Consider the following 17536-nt stretch of genomic DNA (forward strand, 5'->3'; position numbering starts at 1 on the left):
TATCACTGCCTTTCTAGGACAGGTGGTCGAGTGTCGAAAGCGTCAAATAAATCTTCAAACACAGGATGAACCTGAATAATCCCAACTCGTCCATATAAATCTTGCATAAGGCATTGTCCATTTTCCAATTCTCTTAATCGACGTTGATTGGCTTCATCTTCCGCGTCCACGCCAAAAAATTGCAGCGTTTTTTTAATTTCTGTACTATCCCTGGAACGAAACGCAAATTTCACACCAATATTATTCTTCAATTTTTCGTCTGTTAGATCGTCAGCGTTCTGGGTAACAAAGTACACACCTGCATTCATGGAGCGGCCAGCACGTACCAGTTTATTAGAAAGTGTTTTCCCTTGTGCCACTTGTAAAAAGCTCCAGGCCTCATCAACATCTACAATTTTAAAAATACTGCGATCAGAGTGAATGAAGTCTAAGGCAAATGTAGAAATAATAATTAACATGGCGACACTCAACAATTCCATTGTCGTGTATTCTTCAAAGTTGGTTTCCGCGTCAGGCAATACTAAATCTGCCACCTGTATAATATTGAGCTGTTTTTCTAAGCTGATAGAATTTTGAACCGTTCCGTCTGAAAAGAGAAGGTGGGCAAAGTCATAATCGGTAAAACTTTCGATATGATCTGCAATAGTGGAAGCAAGCGGATTTGGATCACTCCTTAGTTCATGAATCACCAGCATTAAGCCGCGTTCCTCTTGTTGACCGATTGCTCGAATAGCTCGTCGTAAGACAGGAAACTTATCACCATCCCGACTGGAAATACCCGTTAAGAAGGTAAGAATATCAATCGCTAAACTTTCCGAATCCTTCTTATTTTTCATAATGACAAACGGGTCAAGCAGCCCTTGATTGCTTTCTTCACTGGTTAAATTAACGATATTAATTTCATCAGCAATATCAGGTAAAGCTTCTTTCCAGCCGCCACGTTCGCCCTTAGGGTCGACAACCAATGCTTGACCACCAAAAAGAACGGCATAGTATACCAGTAAGTTATTGGAGAACGATTTTCCACCACCAAGTGAACCTAAAAAAGCAGAGGCCAAAGCGTTCGTGACAGAGCCTTTTACACCTTGACTAGCGAGACTAGGATTGAGATAGACATTTCTTCCCGTATCTAAGTTGTACCCAAAATAAATGCCTTCATTTTCTCCTAACATTTGCGTTGCACCAAATCCAAGGCCAGCTAAAAAATCCGAAGTGACATACTGTACATAGTCGGAGATATAGCGTTTACTGGCAGGAATAAATTCACCATGTAAACCCAACATATCGCCAAATGGGCGAACAAGTTTTACATTTAAGTCATCATAAAAATCTTTGACTTCATTACAGCGTTGTTTGAGTTCATCCAAACTAGAAGCAGATACCCGAATGACATAGCTTAACTTATACATGGATTCTTTCGTCTGATCGAGGACATCCTCTAATTCATTGACTTGTTCCAAAGCTTCCAACACGTTATTTCCCGTTTCATTATCTGAATCCATCGCATGGTTATCTAAATCCTTTAATTCCTTTTTCTTATTGCGTACGGTTGATAATGCTTTTTTATTGGTGACTATCTCGACATGCATAGAGGTGTCGATTGGAAACGTGAATTGTTGTTGCTGATAGTAAAAGATTTCATCACTGGGAAATTCCAAATCACCAACAATGGAATTAATGGTAAAGTAAGCAACATAAGTTGTTGTATCTTCCTGTTCCAACTTGATGTAACGCTGTTTTTCTGTAATCAGACAGCGTGTGGGTTTAATGAGGTCATAACGTTTGACGTAAGTTTCTTTTTCACCTTTCTCATAAGAGAGGTTATAACTGTAATCTTCAAAGGCAATACCCGTTTGTCCGTGTAAGTGTTCGATTAAATACCCCATGTCATTTTTCGTTAAAGGCCGAACCTTAAAACGCTTAGTGATTTTATTTTGTAATAATTGTTCCATTTTTAGAAAACGAGCAACTTCACTATGTGGCATAGAAACAAAATCACCCATTAAATGATGATTCACGTCTCGAACAAAGGTTGAGAGAGACGCCGTTACTGATTCTCCCATCGATTTCATACTGACTTCTTCTTCATTCAACAAAAGCTTAAATCCAATAAAGAAACGATAATCGACTTGATGTTCTCCAATCATGGAAACAAGGGCTTCTGTTTGATCGTCAATTCGATTGTAAGCTGCTTCTTGCAGCCTTCCTGTTACAAGTTCTTTACTTCGTTCTTGTACCGAACGAATACTGCTCTCGGTGCTTATCTGTAAGGCATGGATTTTTCCATCTTGATTTTGGGCAATGAGTTGACGAAAGTGTTCGTGTACTTGCATTTTTTCATCTTCAGATAAGAAGGAATAGTTGTATGGCAATAATTCGTAATAAGCAAATGCTTCTCCATCATGATTAAAAACAAGGTTATTTTCGATATATTTAATTGGATAACTCATACGATTTTCCCCCTTACCGCTGTAATGGTTTCATTGACCGATTGTTTTTTAAATTTGACTGGCTTGTTTGCATAGGTCACTTTAGGGCGAAACCAATACGTGATAACAGACTTTAGGAAACCATAAGGTTTTTTGCCGTCAAAGCTCTTTTTACTCATAAACCATGTCAACGCTACTGGAACACCAACATATTTTAATAGTACTCCATCAATCAAAGAGAGGGGAGGAAGGTTTCCAAGTAACATAACGGCCAAAAGAGAAAGCACAAACCAAGTCATCTGCGAAAAAGTGACAGGAAAGGGCAAACGAAAATCGTTGATCGCATAAATGACTTTTTCCACCGACCAAATTCGTGTGTAGCTCTTTAATTTTTTCACGTCTTAACATCCTTTCCAAAGAAAAAAGCAGCCTGTGTCTTGAACTGTGCCCCGTCAAGTAGACAGTAAAAAAACAAAAACTCTATGCAACAGCCTGGTCCCGATATTCCAACGGTGTCAGGCTGTTTAATTTCTCCTGGTAACGTTCTTCATTATAAAATTGGATATATCGATCAATATCCTCTACTAATTCTTCAAAGCTCTTATATCGTTTTAAATCATAAGATTCACTTTTAAAATGGCCAAAAAAGCTTTCTACAGGCGCATTATCAATACATTTCCCAACACGGGACATGCTGCGTGTAATCTCGGCTTTTGTTGTCACCAAACGATATTCCCTCGATGTATATTGCGAACCCCGATCACTATGCAGTAAAGGCGTGGCACCTGGATTTGCTTCCAGTGCTGCTTTAATGGTTTCCATAACCAGCTCATTATCGTTATAATAACCAACCTTATAGGCAACAATCGAACCATCATAAAGGTCTTTAATGACGCTTAAATAAGCTTTATGACTCAGGCTGTATTTTAAATGTGTGATATCCGTTACCCATTTCTGATTTGGCTTGTCTGCCGTAAATTCCCGGTTCAAAATATTCTCCTCCATGTTGACGTAGCTTGTTTTGGTGGAATATCCATTCGAACGACGGATAAATGATTTTAAGCCTAATAAAATCATCAAACGACGAATGCGCTTCAGATTATATCGTTTTCCGTATTTGCGATCAATCACCATTCTGATTCGCCGATAGCCATAGATTCCTCCGTACTGTTTAAAAATCATTTGGATTTTCTTGATTAGCCATGCATTTTCGTCTTCTTGTTCGCCTGGTATGTGATGCAGCCACTTATAATATCCAGAGCGGGACACCTTTAAAATATCGCATAGTAATTGAATCGGCATGCCTGTTTCTTCATGATAGGCATGAATGGCTTCAAATGCCGGGACTTGTTTCCTTAATCGTTCGATCCTCTCCTTTCGATTTCCTCTAACTTTTTTAAGAGACCAGCTTCTGCCTCCAAATATTGATTACGGTGTTCTAATTCCTTAATCCGAAGCTTTAATTTTTCTTCTTCCGTTAGATTTGGCTTAGTTTCTAATGTCTTCCCGCGGCGGTCCTGAAGAGCCTGCTCTCCGTCTTTCTCATATTTACGAACCCAGCTATAAACCTGTTGATAGGAAACTTTATACTTCTCCGCTGCTTGATGATAATTGGAATCATTGGCAATCGCATATTGGACAATCTCTATCCGTTCTTTGAATGTGGTTTTACGTCCTTCGCTCATTTTAACGCTTCCTTTACTAGTGGATTTTATTGCTTTACCACTAGTATAAAGCTTTATCCAACGACGTAAAACGGAAGTGGACGAAATATTAAATTGTTCACATGTTACCTTGAGGCTATTTTCTTGTTCAAGATAGAACGCTACAGCCTGTCTTTTTAATTCCTCTGGGTACTGTTTCCAATTCCTTGACTCCTTCAATCCATCTATCCCATTACTTTTATATTTACGAACCCATTCTTTCACCGTATTTTCATACATTTCATATTTTCTTGCGATAGCACTAATCGGTTTCTTTTCTTCCGTCACCTTTTGTACAATCTCCATACGTTCTTCTAGCGTATGTTTGGTTATTCTTTTAGACATTAAAAATACTCCCTTCCTAGTAGGAGAGAATTTTTATTATTTCTCTGTCTACTATAAAGGGAGCATATCATCTAAACAAGCTGCCTTTCTATTTATTGCTTATATTCAAAGATTCCATGGGAGGTAACAAGAAAATCACCATTGATTTCAAGATCACGTCCGTATGAACTGTAATCAAAATAGTATTGTAAACTGGGATCTACACCACTAAGCATTCCAGTTTCCTCTATATAATACCGAGCTACATCTTCCATACTTTCACAATCAGAGTAACATTCAATAGCATCTTGATGTTCCAATAATTCTTCGACGCTATTAAACCAATAACTCTGTATTTCGGAGAGAGCGTCATACAAGGGAGTGCCTTCAATTTCCTGTACCATTTCACATAAACGATTGATTTCGGAAATCGGCGTGTACTCATGGATTTCAAACGGCAATTCAAAGTCGTGTATGGCGTATTCTTCATATTCACCGTTTAACCCAATTCGTTCTTTTACTTCCTCTACATCAATAGGTGGCGTAAACCAAGCACCAACCGTTTCTCCTTCATTATATTTTCCGAGGTTTGCTATATACACTTGCATTTCCATGTTTTAAAGCCTCCTAACAAAAGAAAAACAGCCTGTTAGTACAAGCTGCTTTTCCATTTATTTTAGATATTCAAATATACCATTGGCAGTCACAAGAAAATTGCCATGAATCTCAAAATCTCGCCCAATAGCTTGATAATCAATATAGTCTTCAAGATTAAAAGGGACTTCTGCAAATAGACGGGTTATACCTGATTCTTCCATCCAAAATTTCGCTATATCTATTAAATCGGTACAATCAGGGTAATAAAGGATTTTATACTGATTTTCAAGTAATTCTTCTAAGCTATTAAACCAATGTTTTTGTACTTCGGGAAGAGCGTCGTATAAGGGGGAACCTTCCATTTCTTGCACCATTCCGCATAAACGATTGATTTCAGAAACAGGTGTGGATTCGTCTATTTCAAAGGGTAAATCATAATCAAAAATGGCATATTCTTTGTATTCCCCGTCCAAACCTATACGTTCTTTCATTTCCTCCAAATCAATAGGTGGTTCAAACCAAGATCCTCTGATTTGATCCTCCTTATATCTATCAAGATTCACAATAAAAACTTGCATTCTCATGGAAATTCACCTCTTTTCTAAAAAAGAATCATAAAAAAAGCACCAGCAAGGTGTTTACTGGTACATCACATAAACTTATTTATCCCTTCCGCGCTACCGCTTGGATCACCATTTGTCTGCAGAACATAAGGAAAGCACTTATCTTCCACAGACAAACGGTACAATTTAAGCCCCTATTATCCTGTTAAATAGGTTTAATAACACATCTTTTACACCTGAAGCGTTAAAGACTAGTCCAACAGCAACGAGAGCAATAATCAGAAAACCTATCAATTTGGAAAACTCACGCTTAAATCCTAAATAAATGCCAATCACAACAATAGCCATTAACACTAAGGATTGTGCGTTGTCCAAAAACCAGTTATAAATATTCTGCCCGAAATTCATTTGACTGTCTCCTTTCTATTTTTCATCATTTTTAGTGGACGGAAGGCGAATCGCTTTCTCTACAGGAACAGTTTGTTGCAAAAGTATCTTTTGATGACGGTCCGATAACTCTGCTTGTGCTAACATATCTTTGATGACAGTGGTTTGATTGATTTCATCCACTTCTGTTGCTAACTTCCAAGTAGGAGCAACCTGATGAGCTAACCATCTCAACGTTTTATCAAATGTGTACGGTTCTGGTTTTGTCGTTAAAGAAATTTTTCGATTCACACCTAAATCCAAAAAGCGTTGCCAATCTGCATTCATTTTCCAACTGCTCCGCCGTTTTTTCTCATCCTTATCTACAAAACGAATGTAACGGTTAATGATGGAGAAGGCGGTTTTTCCTGCGTCCTCATAAGTCATTAAGTCAACAATCGCATGGTAGGCTCGATCATTTTTAAGTCGAATTTCAAAACGATTTTTCACCTCGGTGTCCTCGATAGACGTACCAAATTTCACATACTGCTCATAATCTTTTTCATAGATACTAAAATATACGTCGCTTTTTAACGAACCGATATATAAGGTATGACCCATGTCAGGTTTATCTTCTGCATGAACTAGTTCACCCGAACGATAGCTTTTAAAATTGCGAAATACCGTGACACATTCTTCATTTCTGCATTTTTGAGTGAGAAAGGGGATATCCAAAATTCCTGTCTTATCATTAATGGCAAGGTCAATTCGCTTAAAGACACCACCCACACGAAACACTTCCATAAAAAAATCAAACCATGTGCGTTGTTGGGCTAAAAGGAAATTTTCAAATTGACGACAACCTTTCCCTTTTAGTTCAAGCAGACATCCTTTGTCCTCGTCAGGAGATACCATTACCACAATATCTCCATAGACATATTGCTCAAAGTACGAGTAAAAAGCAAAATCTTCATGAAGCATATAACTCTTTTTTAACTGCAAAATATCTTCAATCACTGGTGTAGGATTCGTTGTTAAAAATCGAATTCGCACATAGTCAAATAATATCTCCAAAGGTGCTTCTGGGTTAAACTGTTCTAAAATATCAAACAAAGTAGTTTGAATAGCTTCTGAAGGTGTCACTTTTCCTGTCTCAATTTCACTTAGATATTGTCTTGAAATCCCAACGTGTATCGCCAATTTATTTTGGGATACGCCATATTCCAATCTCTTTTCTCTTAATACGTGATACCAAGGCATTTGATACACTTGCATTCCTCCTAACTAAAAAAAAGATGTCAACTTTGACTTAAAAGCTGACATCTTTGTGATATATCCCTAACCGTTGTGCCATCAGGCTTTATTGGCTTTTGGAACAGTTTTCAATTGTTTTTCTACCCCCCTGTTAGATAAGGGGGGTTAAAGCGTGGCTGTCGCCACGCAGGCTTAACCCAGCACAGCGCCTTTCGCTTCGCACGGCGCCGCACTGGGCAGCCTTTAGTTTGTGAGTTTACCTATTTCTTTTAGGAAGTCATGTCCTTTAGGGACAAATGCTGTGTAAAATTCAGAGATCACATTATCTCCTTTATCTACATAGCCGCGTCCTTTGATTTGTTTAAGAAAAAATTGCTTTTGCACATCTGACCCAAAAAGCATTCCGTACCCCAGTTCTGATATACGCCCTAAACCTACCCTGAAATTAAATTGGTCACGAATCCCATCCCCAAGGTATTTTGCGTCTGGTCTTTGACAAGCAAGAATTAAGAAGAAGCCTGACTGCCTACCCAACATAACAATCTGTTTCAGTTTACTCATGACTTTGACGCTTTCTTTCCCGACCATTTCCATAAATGAGGTGTACTCGTCAAAGATTAAAAAACGGGCTGGCAAGCCTAAATAGGCATAGTTTTCACCAGTCTTATAATTTGGCATTTGCTTCATTTCTTCGTTCCGTTTCATCATGTCTTCATAGAACTGATCAATACAAGCTGTCATATCTTCCTTTTTGTAGTACACGTCAGGCATAACGGTAGCTAAGTCTGCCAAATCAGCATTTTTAGGATCTAGGATATATAGTTTTGCGTCTGTTTTGAGTAGAGCTTCAATCAGTGTCAGAATAAAATAGCTTTTTCCGCCACCTGTACCGCCAGCGATCAACATATGCGGTAACTTATCATACTCCCAATAAAAAGACTCCATTAATTTTAAACTTCCATCCTGTGCGATAACCTCATCAATGGAAATGCGGTTCGCAATCATATCATAGAAAAGCGTGTACTCCACGTAGGAATCACGTAATTCCTTCGATACCAATTCACAATACAAACCGCTTTCCAGTTTGGTTTCTAAATTTAATAATGGTTCTTGAAACTTGCCAAGTGTAATCTCTACTTGAATGTAAAACAAACCCTTTTCAAACCGATAATAGATTTTCGGAAAATGACTGATTTTCTCCTTTGATTTATTAGATGGGATATCCTTAAAGAAGCTCTCTTGCGTGACTTGTTTTGTTTCGTACCAGCTGTTTTCTAAAACCATTTTAGCAAGTTTTTGACGATGAATAAGCTGTTTGAAGTGGTTATAGCAATAACGATAATAAACAAAAGCACAAGCTGCCGTTAAAACGAGACTAATACACAACGCCACTAATCCATACTTGCTAATAAAATGTGCTTGTAGTTCTTCAAGTTCCCATGTTGTAGACAATAAAAAAGATAAGTGAAAAGGGAGGAAGAATAGAAGCCATATACCAACCAGCGATATAAACACAAATTGAAAAACGAGAGAAGCGTCTTTTTCTCTAATACGTTTCCCTCGTTTTTTGAAAGGTTTCATTCTTATTTATCCTTATTAGGTGGTGTTTTTGATGGTTTTTCTCCAATAGTTGAAGTTGCTTTTCCTTTTAACACGATGTCATCGGCTTTTATATACCAATCGACATCCGCACCACGAAAGGTAGCATTGGCGACCGTATCCGCAATAGGGTTCATAATTTCTACTTCTGCATTATAATCAAACTCTTTTAATGGAACAGAAGCAGGAAGACTTACTTGTATCATGCGTCCTTGTTCCCTGGACTTTAAATCATACGTGCGTTCCTTTACCTCTGTAGAAACAGTACCATCTTCATTTTGAAGGAACACTTCGCGTCGTAAAGCAGAAAATTTCAATACCCCAAATGTTTTTTCCTTATCAATCACAATTCCTTGTGCTAATCTCATGTGATATTCCTCCTTATATGTTGACTATGTTATGCTTTGACGATGTTGTCAGCATGTAGTATATAATTTGTAAAACCACGATCACCGATTTTATAGCCTTCTGCGGTAATACGTGCATTCACCAGTTTTACTTTGTCCTCATGTTCAAAGAATTTTTCCCCAGCTTCATTCGGGAGAACAACCTCAATATCATCTGCCCGTTGAATATCGGAATACAGATTATAACTGCGGGATAATGTTGTCATACGTCCATTAATCCGTCGTTGTTCTACTTTTCCTTCTCCTGCATATTCTAAGTTTCCAAATGTTTTCTCCATATTTGGGATGACATATTTTAGTTCCATAATAATGACCTCTTTTCTTTATTATTTTATTTCTTAAATACATAACAAAAACGATAAAAGCGGAGGAGAACGTGAATAATAAATAATCATATCAAATGACCTCCTGTCACTTCATTTTCTTAACCAAATACTTGTTCTCTGTATTCTTTTTATACAGAAAGAATTCTATAAAAGAATCTTTAAGCTACATAAATTAACTATCTTGAAGCATTTCTTTATATTTTTGAATATCTATTGTGTCTTCTAAATCGCAAAGACGGCTATCCAATCCTCTTTGCACATCTTCTTCTGAATGACCTGCTGCTCTTAAATCCTTTTCTATTTCTGCCTTTACATTATCATCAAGTACACAAATAAAAGTTGTGATATTCATAATCATTCTCCTTTTATAATTAAAAACGATAATCAACACGTCCGTATATTACACACCAAAAAACAATCATGGATTCCCCTTTTTTATCACGCACTAATTTTCCATGAAGAAAAAACGGATACTCTTCAATCTCAACCTCATTCAGCACAAAATGGTCATCAATCCATTCCATGACCTTATCTTCGTATATTTCTTCCTCTTTCAAAGACATCATGTTCCTTCTCCTTTCCTGCGTCTTTATCCATTAAAAAAGCATGTCAGATGACCATAATCCAACAAGCTAAGAAATTAATTATCTATAAACTTTCTGCAACACCAGCCATAATATATTCGGCACATGGTACAGCAATTGAATTTCCAAGTGCTTTATATCTGGCATAATCGCTGATTGCTTTTTCTTGTTCTCCAAAAGCTGTCCAGCCTTCGGGCAATCCCATCAAACGTTCACATTCCAATGGAGTAAGCTGCCGAATAAAACCTTCTTTTTCTTTCCCTTCATACCAAAACGAAAAAAGATTAACGGAACCAGCTAGCATTGTTGGAAAAGGGTCATCTGTCTTTCCGAAACTTCCAATGAATCCTGTTTCGTTTTTTTCTTTTGCGGCACTTCGCATACGTCTTTCTTGAAAGGGTCGGATGATGGGTATGTTCCTCCTTGTTTCTTTAACAGGTATTCCACAGGAGCCGGCGGAGGACAGCCTGTTTTTTCCGCAAGACGCAGGAAACGATTGCAAATCACGGGCTTTAAATAATATTTCTTTGGCACGGTTTCCTCTAAAATCTGCCACGAGGAAGATACGTCTTCTTCTTTGAGCGAGAGTGGGCTTTCCCCAATATCGGGCGTCCAACAATCGCCAACAGACATCAACGTTGTTCCCTCGAACCATTCCGGCGTTTGCCCATCCTCCAGAAGTAGGCATTGGAATTTTGGAACCTGTGAAAGATTCCAGCACGGCTTTAAAATCCATCCTGTTATTTGATGAAAAAGCTCCCATGACGTTTTCCCAAACAGCGATAACTGGATAGACACCATTCGTTGCACACCTCATTTCTTCAATAATTCGTAATGCTTGATAAAATAAGTTGGATTTACTTCCAGCAAGGCCTTCTCGCTTACCAATGTTAGATAAATCCTGACAAGGAGAACCAAAGGTAATGATATGAACAGGTGGTATTTCTCCACCATCTATTTTTGTAATATCTCCAAGATGAAGCATATTAGGAAAATGACGTTTCGTAATTGCAATTGGTGCCTTCTCAACTTCACTTGCCCAAACAGGTTTCACTCCATAAAAAGAAGCAGCTAAAGGAAATACACCGATTCCATCAAATAAACTTCCTAACGTAAGAAGTTTCATATCAATCACAACCTTTATTTCATTTATTAGAGGTTCATTTTTTATAAGAAAATCAATAAATTCTCAAAATAAATTTCCAATTTTGACATAAAAAAATAGACGTTCATTTTTCTGAACGCCTAAAATTTTTAAACTTACTTATTATGGAATTTTTATTTTGTTGTGTCTCCATATACCAGATTGATTCCCACTGAAACGTCAACATGATGTTTTAGCACTTTTTTTCGCCCATTTTGACCATCAGGTATAAATTGGTAATGCTTGTGAAACACTGTCATACTAAGGATTTCGACGTATTCTTCCGTTGTATCGAAACTATAACCTCCACATGTGTCGTCTGCGGAAACATATCCACTGGTTGCACTTCTTTCACCTCGTAATCCCCATCTGCTAATATGCGCAAGTCTCGTGCCAGTGTAGATGGGTTACAGGAAACATAAACAATCCGCTCTGGTTTCATTTGCAGCATTGCTTGTAATAGGGCCTGATCACAGCCTTTTCGTGGTGGGTCGACGACGATGACATCTGGGTGTAATCCTTGTGCCTGCCACCATGGTAAGACCTTTTCAGCTTGACCAACAAAGAATTCGGCGTTGTCGATATGATTTAATCTGGCATTTGCCTTTGCGTCGTTAATCGCCTCTGGTACGATCTCGACTCCATATATTTGCTTTGCTTGCTGAGCCAGGAAGAGTGAAATGGTTCCAATTCCACAATAGGCATCGATCACTGTTTCGCTGCCGGTTAAGTTGGCATATTGCAAAGCCTTGTCATAAAGCTTTTTCGTTTGGATTGGGTTGACCTGATAAAAGGATTTAGCGGAAATAGCAAAACGTATATCACCAATTTCATCATAAATATATTCCTCGCCCCATAGTACCTTGGTTTTCTTACCCAAAATCACATTGGTACGATCTGGGTTGACATTGTGAATAATCGACTTTACATTTGGATAATGTTCGGTAATTTCCTTAACTAACTGATCAAGACCATGTACTTTGCTTGGCTTAGTAATAATCACGACCATCATTTGCTTAGTCACTTGACCTGAACGAACCATAATATGTCGCAGCACGCCACGATGCTGTTTTTCATCATAGGCAGGGATACCTAAGCGATTGGCAATCTCACGGATGTGACCGACCATTTCATCATTGGCGTGATCCGTGATAATACAGCGATCCATGTCTGTGATAATATCATGGCTTTTCTTGCGGTAAAAACCGGTAATCAATTCCCCATTTTTGTCGCCGACAGGGATCTGCACCTTATTTCGGTAACGCCATGGGTCTTTCATTCCGATCGTTGGATGGACCATAATATGGTCGAACTGACCAAATTTTTTTAATGCGCTGACTACCTGTGTGCGTTTCCTGTCCAATTGCATCTCGTAATCCATATGCTGCAATTGGCAACCGCCGCATTTGTAATAAACATTACAAGGAGGATCTACTCGATGTTTACTTGGTTCGATGAGTTTCGTTAATCGACCAAAGCCAAAATTCTTTTTCACCTTGATAACTTTTACCTCGGCCGTTTCGCCTGGCAGTCCATAAGGAACAAATAAGGGATAGCCGTTCACTTTTCCAACGCCATCGCCTTCATGGGTAATATCTTCAAATCTTATTTCAAGGGTTTGATTTTTCTGTACAGGAGGGGTTGTTTTTGTCATGTTATCTACTTCCTTTTCATCAGTCGACATTAGATCTTATCGTATCTTGTCCAAATTTTATCATAGCTATCTACAAATAGGAAATAGCCTGTCTAAATAGATCATTTCCTGGGAAATAATAATCAGGCTTGATCCTATAATATGCGAAAAAAAGCACACTCTTACTCAGAATGTGCCTCATTACTTATTCTTTTTATGGTTTCCTGTTTCTCCATAAATGTCGAGGAGACAAAAAACTCAATATGCTGATACAAATTTTCAAATTCTCCTGGCAGCATACCGCCAAATTCCCCGTCGATATTCAATTGCATTTTTTCTTCAGCATGTACCTTAATACGATTTGCCTTGGCATAAAAGATATGATCGTCTTCTAGATGTGCCCCTTTTGTTGCGAGACTAGCAATGCGTACAAATTCAGCAAGATTTGTTTTGCGAAGGATCAATAAATCGAAATAACCATCGTTCATTTGAGCAGCAGGGGCGAGTTTTTCAAAACCACCAACCGAATTCGTATTCGAAACGAGAAAGAGCATAATCTCATCTTCAAATATATGACCATCGTATTCAATCGTTGCTTTGATTGGTTTCAAGGATGGTAACATTTCCATCCCTTTCAAATAATAAGCCAACTGTCCTAACATCGTTTTTAGCTTACTTGGCACCTCGTAGGTTAGCTCTGTCAGTTTACCACCACCGGCAATATTCATAAAGTGATGATCGTTGACTTTCCCGATATCCAGTCGCATCGTATGATGTTCTAATATGGTGTCTACTGCCTTATGAATCTCACGGGGAATACCTAACGCTCTGGCAAAGTCATTCGTTGTGCCCACTGGAATAATTGCTAATTTAGGGCGATTGGGCTGTTCTGCTATTCCATGAACCACCTCATTTACGGTTCCATCTCCACCTGCAGCAATAATCAAATCAAATTGCTGTTCTACAGCCTTTCTTGCAGCGTTTATCCCATCTCCTTCGGATGTCGTTGCATGTGCAGAAGTTTCATATCCTGCCTCTTCAAACTTTCGAAGTACTTCCGGCAGTTCTTTTTTAAATGCCTCCCGCCCAGATGTTGGGTTGTAGATTATGCGTGCACGCTTCATCTTGTTCTCTCCTTCAACGTAAGTTGCTACCTTCTATCATAATCCTTTTCCGCCTAAAAGCAAACTTGCAGAAGATCCGTTTCATCATTCCGCTTAACATAATAGGAAAGGCAGGGAAAAGGACTGTGCGGCTCTGCACACTCCTTTTCCAAGCCTTTACCGCTTGTTGATTTCCTCTAGAATGATTTTGTTTACCATTGGCGGATTGGCTTGACCTTTGGTAGCCTTCATTGTTTGGCCAACTAGGAATCCGAGTGCCTTATCCTTACCATTCTTATAATCAACGATCGATTGTTCATTTTCATCAAGAATCTTACTAATAATCTCGCGTAACTGTCCTTCATCTGATATTTGTACAAGTCCCTTGTCTTTCACAATCTGATCAGGATCGCCACCATTTTTCACTAGCTCGGCGAACACTTTCTTCGCCATTTTCGATGAGATCGTACCATCCGCAATCAGCTGAATCATTTTCGCAAGGGCTTCAGGGGTCATTTTCAACTCATGAAGTTCTACCTGTTCTTTGTTTAAAAAGGCAGATACCTCACCCATCAGCCAGTTCGATGCTTGTTTGACATCTGCACCTGCGGCAATGGCTCCTTCAAAGAAATCAGACATTTCCTTGGTACTCGTTAAGACGGCTGCGTCATAAGCTGGTAAGTCTAACTCCTGCACATAACGCTCTCGTCTGGCATCAGGAAGTTCAGGAATTTCTGCACGAATACGTTCTTTCCATGCATCATCAATATATAAAGGTACCAAATCTGGTTCTGGGAAATAACGATAGTCGTCAGAACCTTCTTTGACACGCATCAAGATCGTTTCCTTGGTTTGTTCATCATAGCGACGAGTTTCTTGAAGAATTTCACCGCCGGCAAGTAATACTTCACGCTGGCGCTTTTCTTCAAATTCCAAGCCTTTTTGCACAAAAGAGAAGGAATTCAAGTTTTTTAGTTCGGTTTTGGTACCAAATGCTTCCTGACCTACTGGGCGAATGGAGATATTGGCATCACAACGAAGGGAGCCCTCTTCCATCTTACAATCAGATACACCGGTATACTGAATAATATTTTTTAATTTCTCGAGATAGGCGTAGGCCTCTTCTGGTGTACGGATATCAGGCTCAGATACAATCTCCACTAACGGTGTACCTTGACGATTATAGTCTACAAGCGAATAACCATCGTCACCATGGGTTAATTTACCGGCATCTTCTTCCAAATGAAGGCGGGTAATACCGATTTTTTTCTTTTCACCATTTACTTCAATTTCGATCCAACCATGTTCTCCAATCGGTTGATCAAATTGCGAAATTTGGTATGCTTTAGGGTTATCTGGATAAAAATAGTTCTTCCGATCGAACTTAGTATCTGTAGCAATCTCACAATTAATCGCCATCGCAGCTTTCATCGCATAGTTTACGGCCTCTTCATTCAATACAGGTAGAACCCCTGGATAACCTAAGTCAATTGGATTTACATTACTATTTGGTTCGGACCCAAAGGCGTTGGAGGCAGGGCTAAAGATTTTTGAAGCTGTTTTCAATTCTACGTGTACCTCTAAACCGATGATTGTTTCAAAGTTTGTCATTATTGGTCACCTCCCAAGCTAGGGCGTTTGGTATGAAAATCTGTTGCTTTTTCAAAGGCATATGCGGTACGGTAGATCATCGATTCATCGAAATGCTTACCAATAATTTGTAACCCTATTGGTAAACCTTTGCTCGAGAAACCACACGGTATCGAGATACCTGGTAAACCAGCTAAGTTAACTGGCGTTGTTAATACATCATCTGTATACATGGTTAACGGGTCATCGATTTTTTCCCCAACTTTATAGGCAGGGGTTGGTGTTGTTGGACCTACAACCACATCATAATCAGCAAAAATTTTGTCGAAATCATGTTTAATCAACGTACGTACCTTCTGTGCTTTTTTATAATAGGCATCATAATAACCAGAGCTGAGGGCAAACGTTCCCAGCATGATCCGACGTTTTACTTCGTCGCCAAAGCCTTCTGCACGGGATTCTTTAAACATGTCTATCATATCAACAGGCTTCTCGGTACGCTTACCGTAGCGGACACCGTCAAAACGAGCAAGGTTGGAACTTGCTTCTGAAGATGCCAATAAATAATAAGCAGCAACGGCATATTTAGAGTGTGGCAGAGAAACCTCTTCCCAAGTTGCTCCCAACTCCTCATATTGCTTCAGTGCAGCTAATATGGCATTTTTTACTTCTGGATCAACACCTTCTGCCAGATATTCTTTCGGAACGGCAATGCGCAAACCTTTGACATCCTGATTAAGTGCCTCACTATAGGAAGGAATATCCACATTTGCGGATGTTGAATCCATCTTATCATGGCCAACGATCGCCTGTAATAAGTGAGCATTATCTTCTACGGTTCTCGTAATCGGACCAATCTGATCTAAGGAAGAAGCGAAAGCCACTAAACCAAAGCGAGAAACCAAACCATACGTAGGTTTTAAGCCAACGACACCACAGAAGGCTGCAGGCTGGCGGATCGATCCACCTGTATCAGAACCTAGAGAGAATAGTACCTCTCCTGCTGCCACGGCTGCTGCAGAACCACCACTGGAGCCACCTGGTACATAATCGGTATTCCAAGGATTGCGCGTATTAGGATAACTGGAATTTTCAGTAGAAGAGCCCATCGCAAACTCGTCCATATTCAGTTTTCCAATTGTAACAGTTTTTTCTTTATTCAATTTCTGAATAACCGTTGCATCATACAGCGGGTCGGTTAAATTATCGAGGATTTGGCTAGCACATGTAGTGCGTAATCCTTTCGTAACGATATTATCTTTAATTCCAATTGGCATACCATACAGAATAGCAGCCTCTGTTCCCAGTTGTTCATCTAATTCTTTTGCCTGTCGCTCTGCTTCCGCTTTATTTAATGTAATAAATGCCTTGACTTGATCATCGACTTCATCGATACGATCAAACGAGGCTTGTACAAGATCACTAACGGTAATTTCTTTGTTATGTAGCTTGTCTTGTAATTCTTTTAATGAATAATCAAAAAGTGACAAATGAAACCCTCCTTATTCTAAGATAGATGGTACACGGAACTGACCATCCGCTTGATCTGGCGCATTTTTGAGCGCGTCTTCTTTGGTAATCCATTCTGCTGCTTCATCTTTACGCAGCACATTCTTTAAATCGAGAACATGTGTCGTTGGTTCTACCTCACTAGTGTCCAATTCATTAAGTAACTCTGCGTAATTAATGATATCCCCTAGTTGTTGGGTAAACATCTCTACTTCTTTTTCATTTAATGCAAGACGAGCTAAATTTGCCACGTGCTTTACTTGTTCTTTTGAAATCTCCGCCACGTGTTTCACCTCCATGTATTATTTTCATATTAATAAATTTGTTAGTGGGACTTATCGAGGAATCCGTCCACTATCCCTTACTTCCAAACTTTTTTACCTTCTCAAGTCTGGAAGCAAGGAG

Annotated in this window: 18 protein-coding genes; all 18 read right to left on the bottom strand. The window is 39.0% G+C overall.

The window, feature by feature from the left end:
- Positions 1-2: 2 nt before the first annotated feature.
- The 18 genes from tcpF to gatC all read right to left on the bottom strand — a co-directional run bounded on the left by tcpF (position 3) and on the right by gatC (position 17415).
- On the bottom strand, positions 3-2450 hold the full coding sequence (gene tcpF / locus BN6556_RS01485; protein WP_042533098.1) for a conjugal transfer ATPase TcpF: 2448 nt from the start codon (positions 2448-2450) through the stop codon (positions 3-5).
- Complete coding sequence (locus BN6556_RS01490; protein WP_042533096.1) at positions 2447-2827, bottom strand: conjugal transfer protein; 381 nt, start codon at positions 2825-2827, stop codon at positions 2447-2449. The genes tcpF and BN6556_RS01490 overlap by 4 nt, the downstream gene beginning before the upstream one ends.
- Positions 2828-2909: 82 nt before the next feature.
- Positions 2910-4477 (bottom strand): IS3 family transposase gene (locus BN6556_RS21440; RefSeq protein WP_392388580.1). Its coding sequence is split into 2 segments (ribosomal slippage): positions 2910-3832 and positions 3832-4477, totalling 1569 coding nucleotides; the frame shifts between segments, so codons are not numbered across the junction.
- Between the two features lie 92 nt (positions 4478-4569).
- Positions 4570-5070 (bottom strand): antirestriction protein ArdA, encoded by a 501-nt coding sequence (locus BN6556_RS01505; RefSeq protein ID WP_042533094.1) that lies wholly within the window; start codon positions 5068-5070, stop codon positions 4570-4572.
- Positions 5071-5127: 57 nt separating this feature from the next.
- A complete protein-coding gene (locus BN6556_RS01510; RefSeq protein WP_042533093.1) occupies positions 5128-5637 on the bottom strand; it encodes an antirestriction protein ArdA in 510 nt (169 codons plus the stop codon).
- A gap of 165 nt (positions 5638-5802) precedes the next feature.
- Complete coding sequence (locus BN6556_RS01515) at positions 5803-6024, bottom strand: hypothetical protein (protein WP_042533092.1); 222 nt, start codon at positions 6022-6024, stop codon at positions 5803-5805.
- A 15-nt stretch (positions 6025-6039) separates the two neighbouring features.
- Positions 6040-7257 (bottom strand): MobT family relaxase, encoded by a 1218-nt coding sequence (gene mobT / locus BN6556_RS01520; RefSeq protein ID WP_042533091.1) that lies wholly within the window; start codon positions 7255-7257, stop codon positions 6040-6042.
- Positions 7258-7479: 222 nt separating this feature from the next.
- Positions 7480-8817 carry an FtsK/SpoIIIE domain-containing protein gene (locus BN6556_RS01525; protein WP_066186227.1) on the bottom strand — a complete coding sequence of 446 codons (1338 nt, stop codon included), beginning with the start codon at positions 8815-8817 and terminating at the stop codon, positions 7480-7482.
- A 2-nt stretch (positions 8818-8819) separates the two neighbouring features.
- Positions 8820-9203 carry a YdcP family protein gene (locus tag BN6556_RS01530; RefSeq protein WP_066186230.1) on the bottom strand — a complete coding sequence of 128 codons (384 nt, stop codon included), beginning with the start codon at positions 9201-9203 and terminating at the stop codon, positions 8820-8822.
- A gap of 29 nt (positions 9204-9232) precedes the next feature.
- Positions 9233-9547, bottom strand: a complete 315-nt coding sequence (locus BN6556_RS01535) for a YdcP family protein (RefSeq protein ID WP_066186233.1) — start codon at positions 9545-9547, stop codon at positions 9233-9235.
- 193 nt (positions 9548-9740) lie between these two features.
- Entirely contained in the window at positions 9741-9920 is a 180-nt protein-coding gene (locus tag BN6556_RS01540) for a hypothetical protein (protein WP_066186235.1), read from the bottom strand.
- A gap of 19 nt (positions 9921-9939) precedes the next feature.
- The gene (locus BN6556_RS01545) at positions 9940-10134 is read right to left on the bottom strand and encodes a hypothetical protein (RefSeq protein ID WP_066186238.1); all 195 of its coding nucleotides are present in this window, start codon (positions 10132-10134) and stop codon (positions 9940-9942) included.
- 82 nt (positions 10135-10216) lie between these two features.
- Positions 10217-11278 carry a DNA cytosine methyltransferase gene (locus BN6556_RS01550; protein WP_066186241.1) on the bottom strand — a complete coding sequence of 354 codons (1062 nt, stop codon included), beginning with the start codon at positions 11276-11278 and terminating at the stop codon, positions 10217-10219.
- A gap of 274 nt (positions 11279-11552) precedes the next feature.
- Entirely contained in the window at positions 11553-12950 is a 1398-nt protein-coding gene (gene rlmD / locus BN6556_RS01555) for a 23S rRNA (uracil(1939)-C(5))-methyltransferase RlmD (protein ID WP_066186244.1), read from the bottom strand.
- 161 nt (positions 12951-13111) lie between these two features.
- Positions 13112-14053: a diacylglycerol kinase gene (locus BN6556_RS01560; RefSeq protein ID WP_066186246.1), complete on the bottom strand. Its 942-nt coding sequence runs from the start codon at positions 14051-14053 to the stop codon at positions 13112-13114.
- Positions 14054-14209: 156 nt separating this feature from the next.
- Positions 14210-15643: an Asp-tRNA(Asn)/Glu-tRNA(Gln) amidotransferase subunit GatB gene (gatB, locus tag BN6556_RS01565; protein WP_066186249.1), complete on the bottom strand. Its 1434-nt coding sequence runs from the start codon at positions 15641-15643 to the stop codon at positions 14210-14212.
- Positions 15643-17112, bottom strand: coding sequence for an Asp-tRNA(Asn)/Glu-tRNA(Gln) amidotransferase subunit GatA (gene gatA / locus BN6556_RS01570; RefSeq protein ID WP_066186252.1), 1470 nt, complete (start codon positions 17110-17112; stop codon positions 15643-15645). Before gatA ends, gatB begins: the two co-directional genes overlap by 1 nt.
- Positions 17113-17124: 12 nt before the next feature.
- Positions 17125-17415: an Asp-tRNA(Asn)/Glu-tRNA(Gln) amidotransferase subunit GatC gene (gene gatC, locus BN6556_RS01575; RefSeq protein WP_066186255.1), complete on the bottom strand. Its 291-nt coding sequence runs from the start codon at positions 17413-17415 to the stop codon at positions 17125-17127.
- Positions 17416-17536: the final 121 nt, after the last annotated feature.

This window comes from Gracilibacillus timonensis (assembly GCF_900086715.1).
Classification (GTDB): Bacteria; Bacillota; Bacilli; order Bacillales; family Amphibacillaceae; genus Gracilibacillus; species Gracilibacillus timonensis.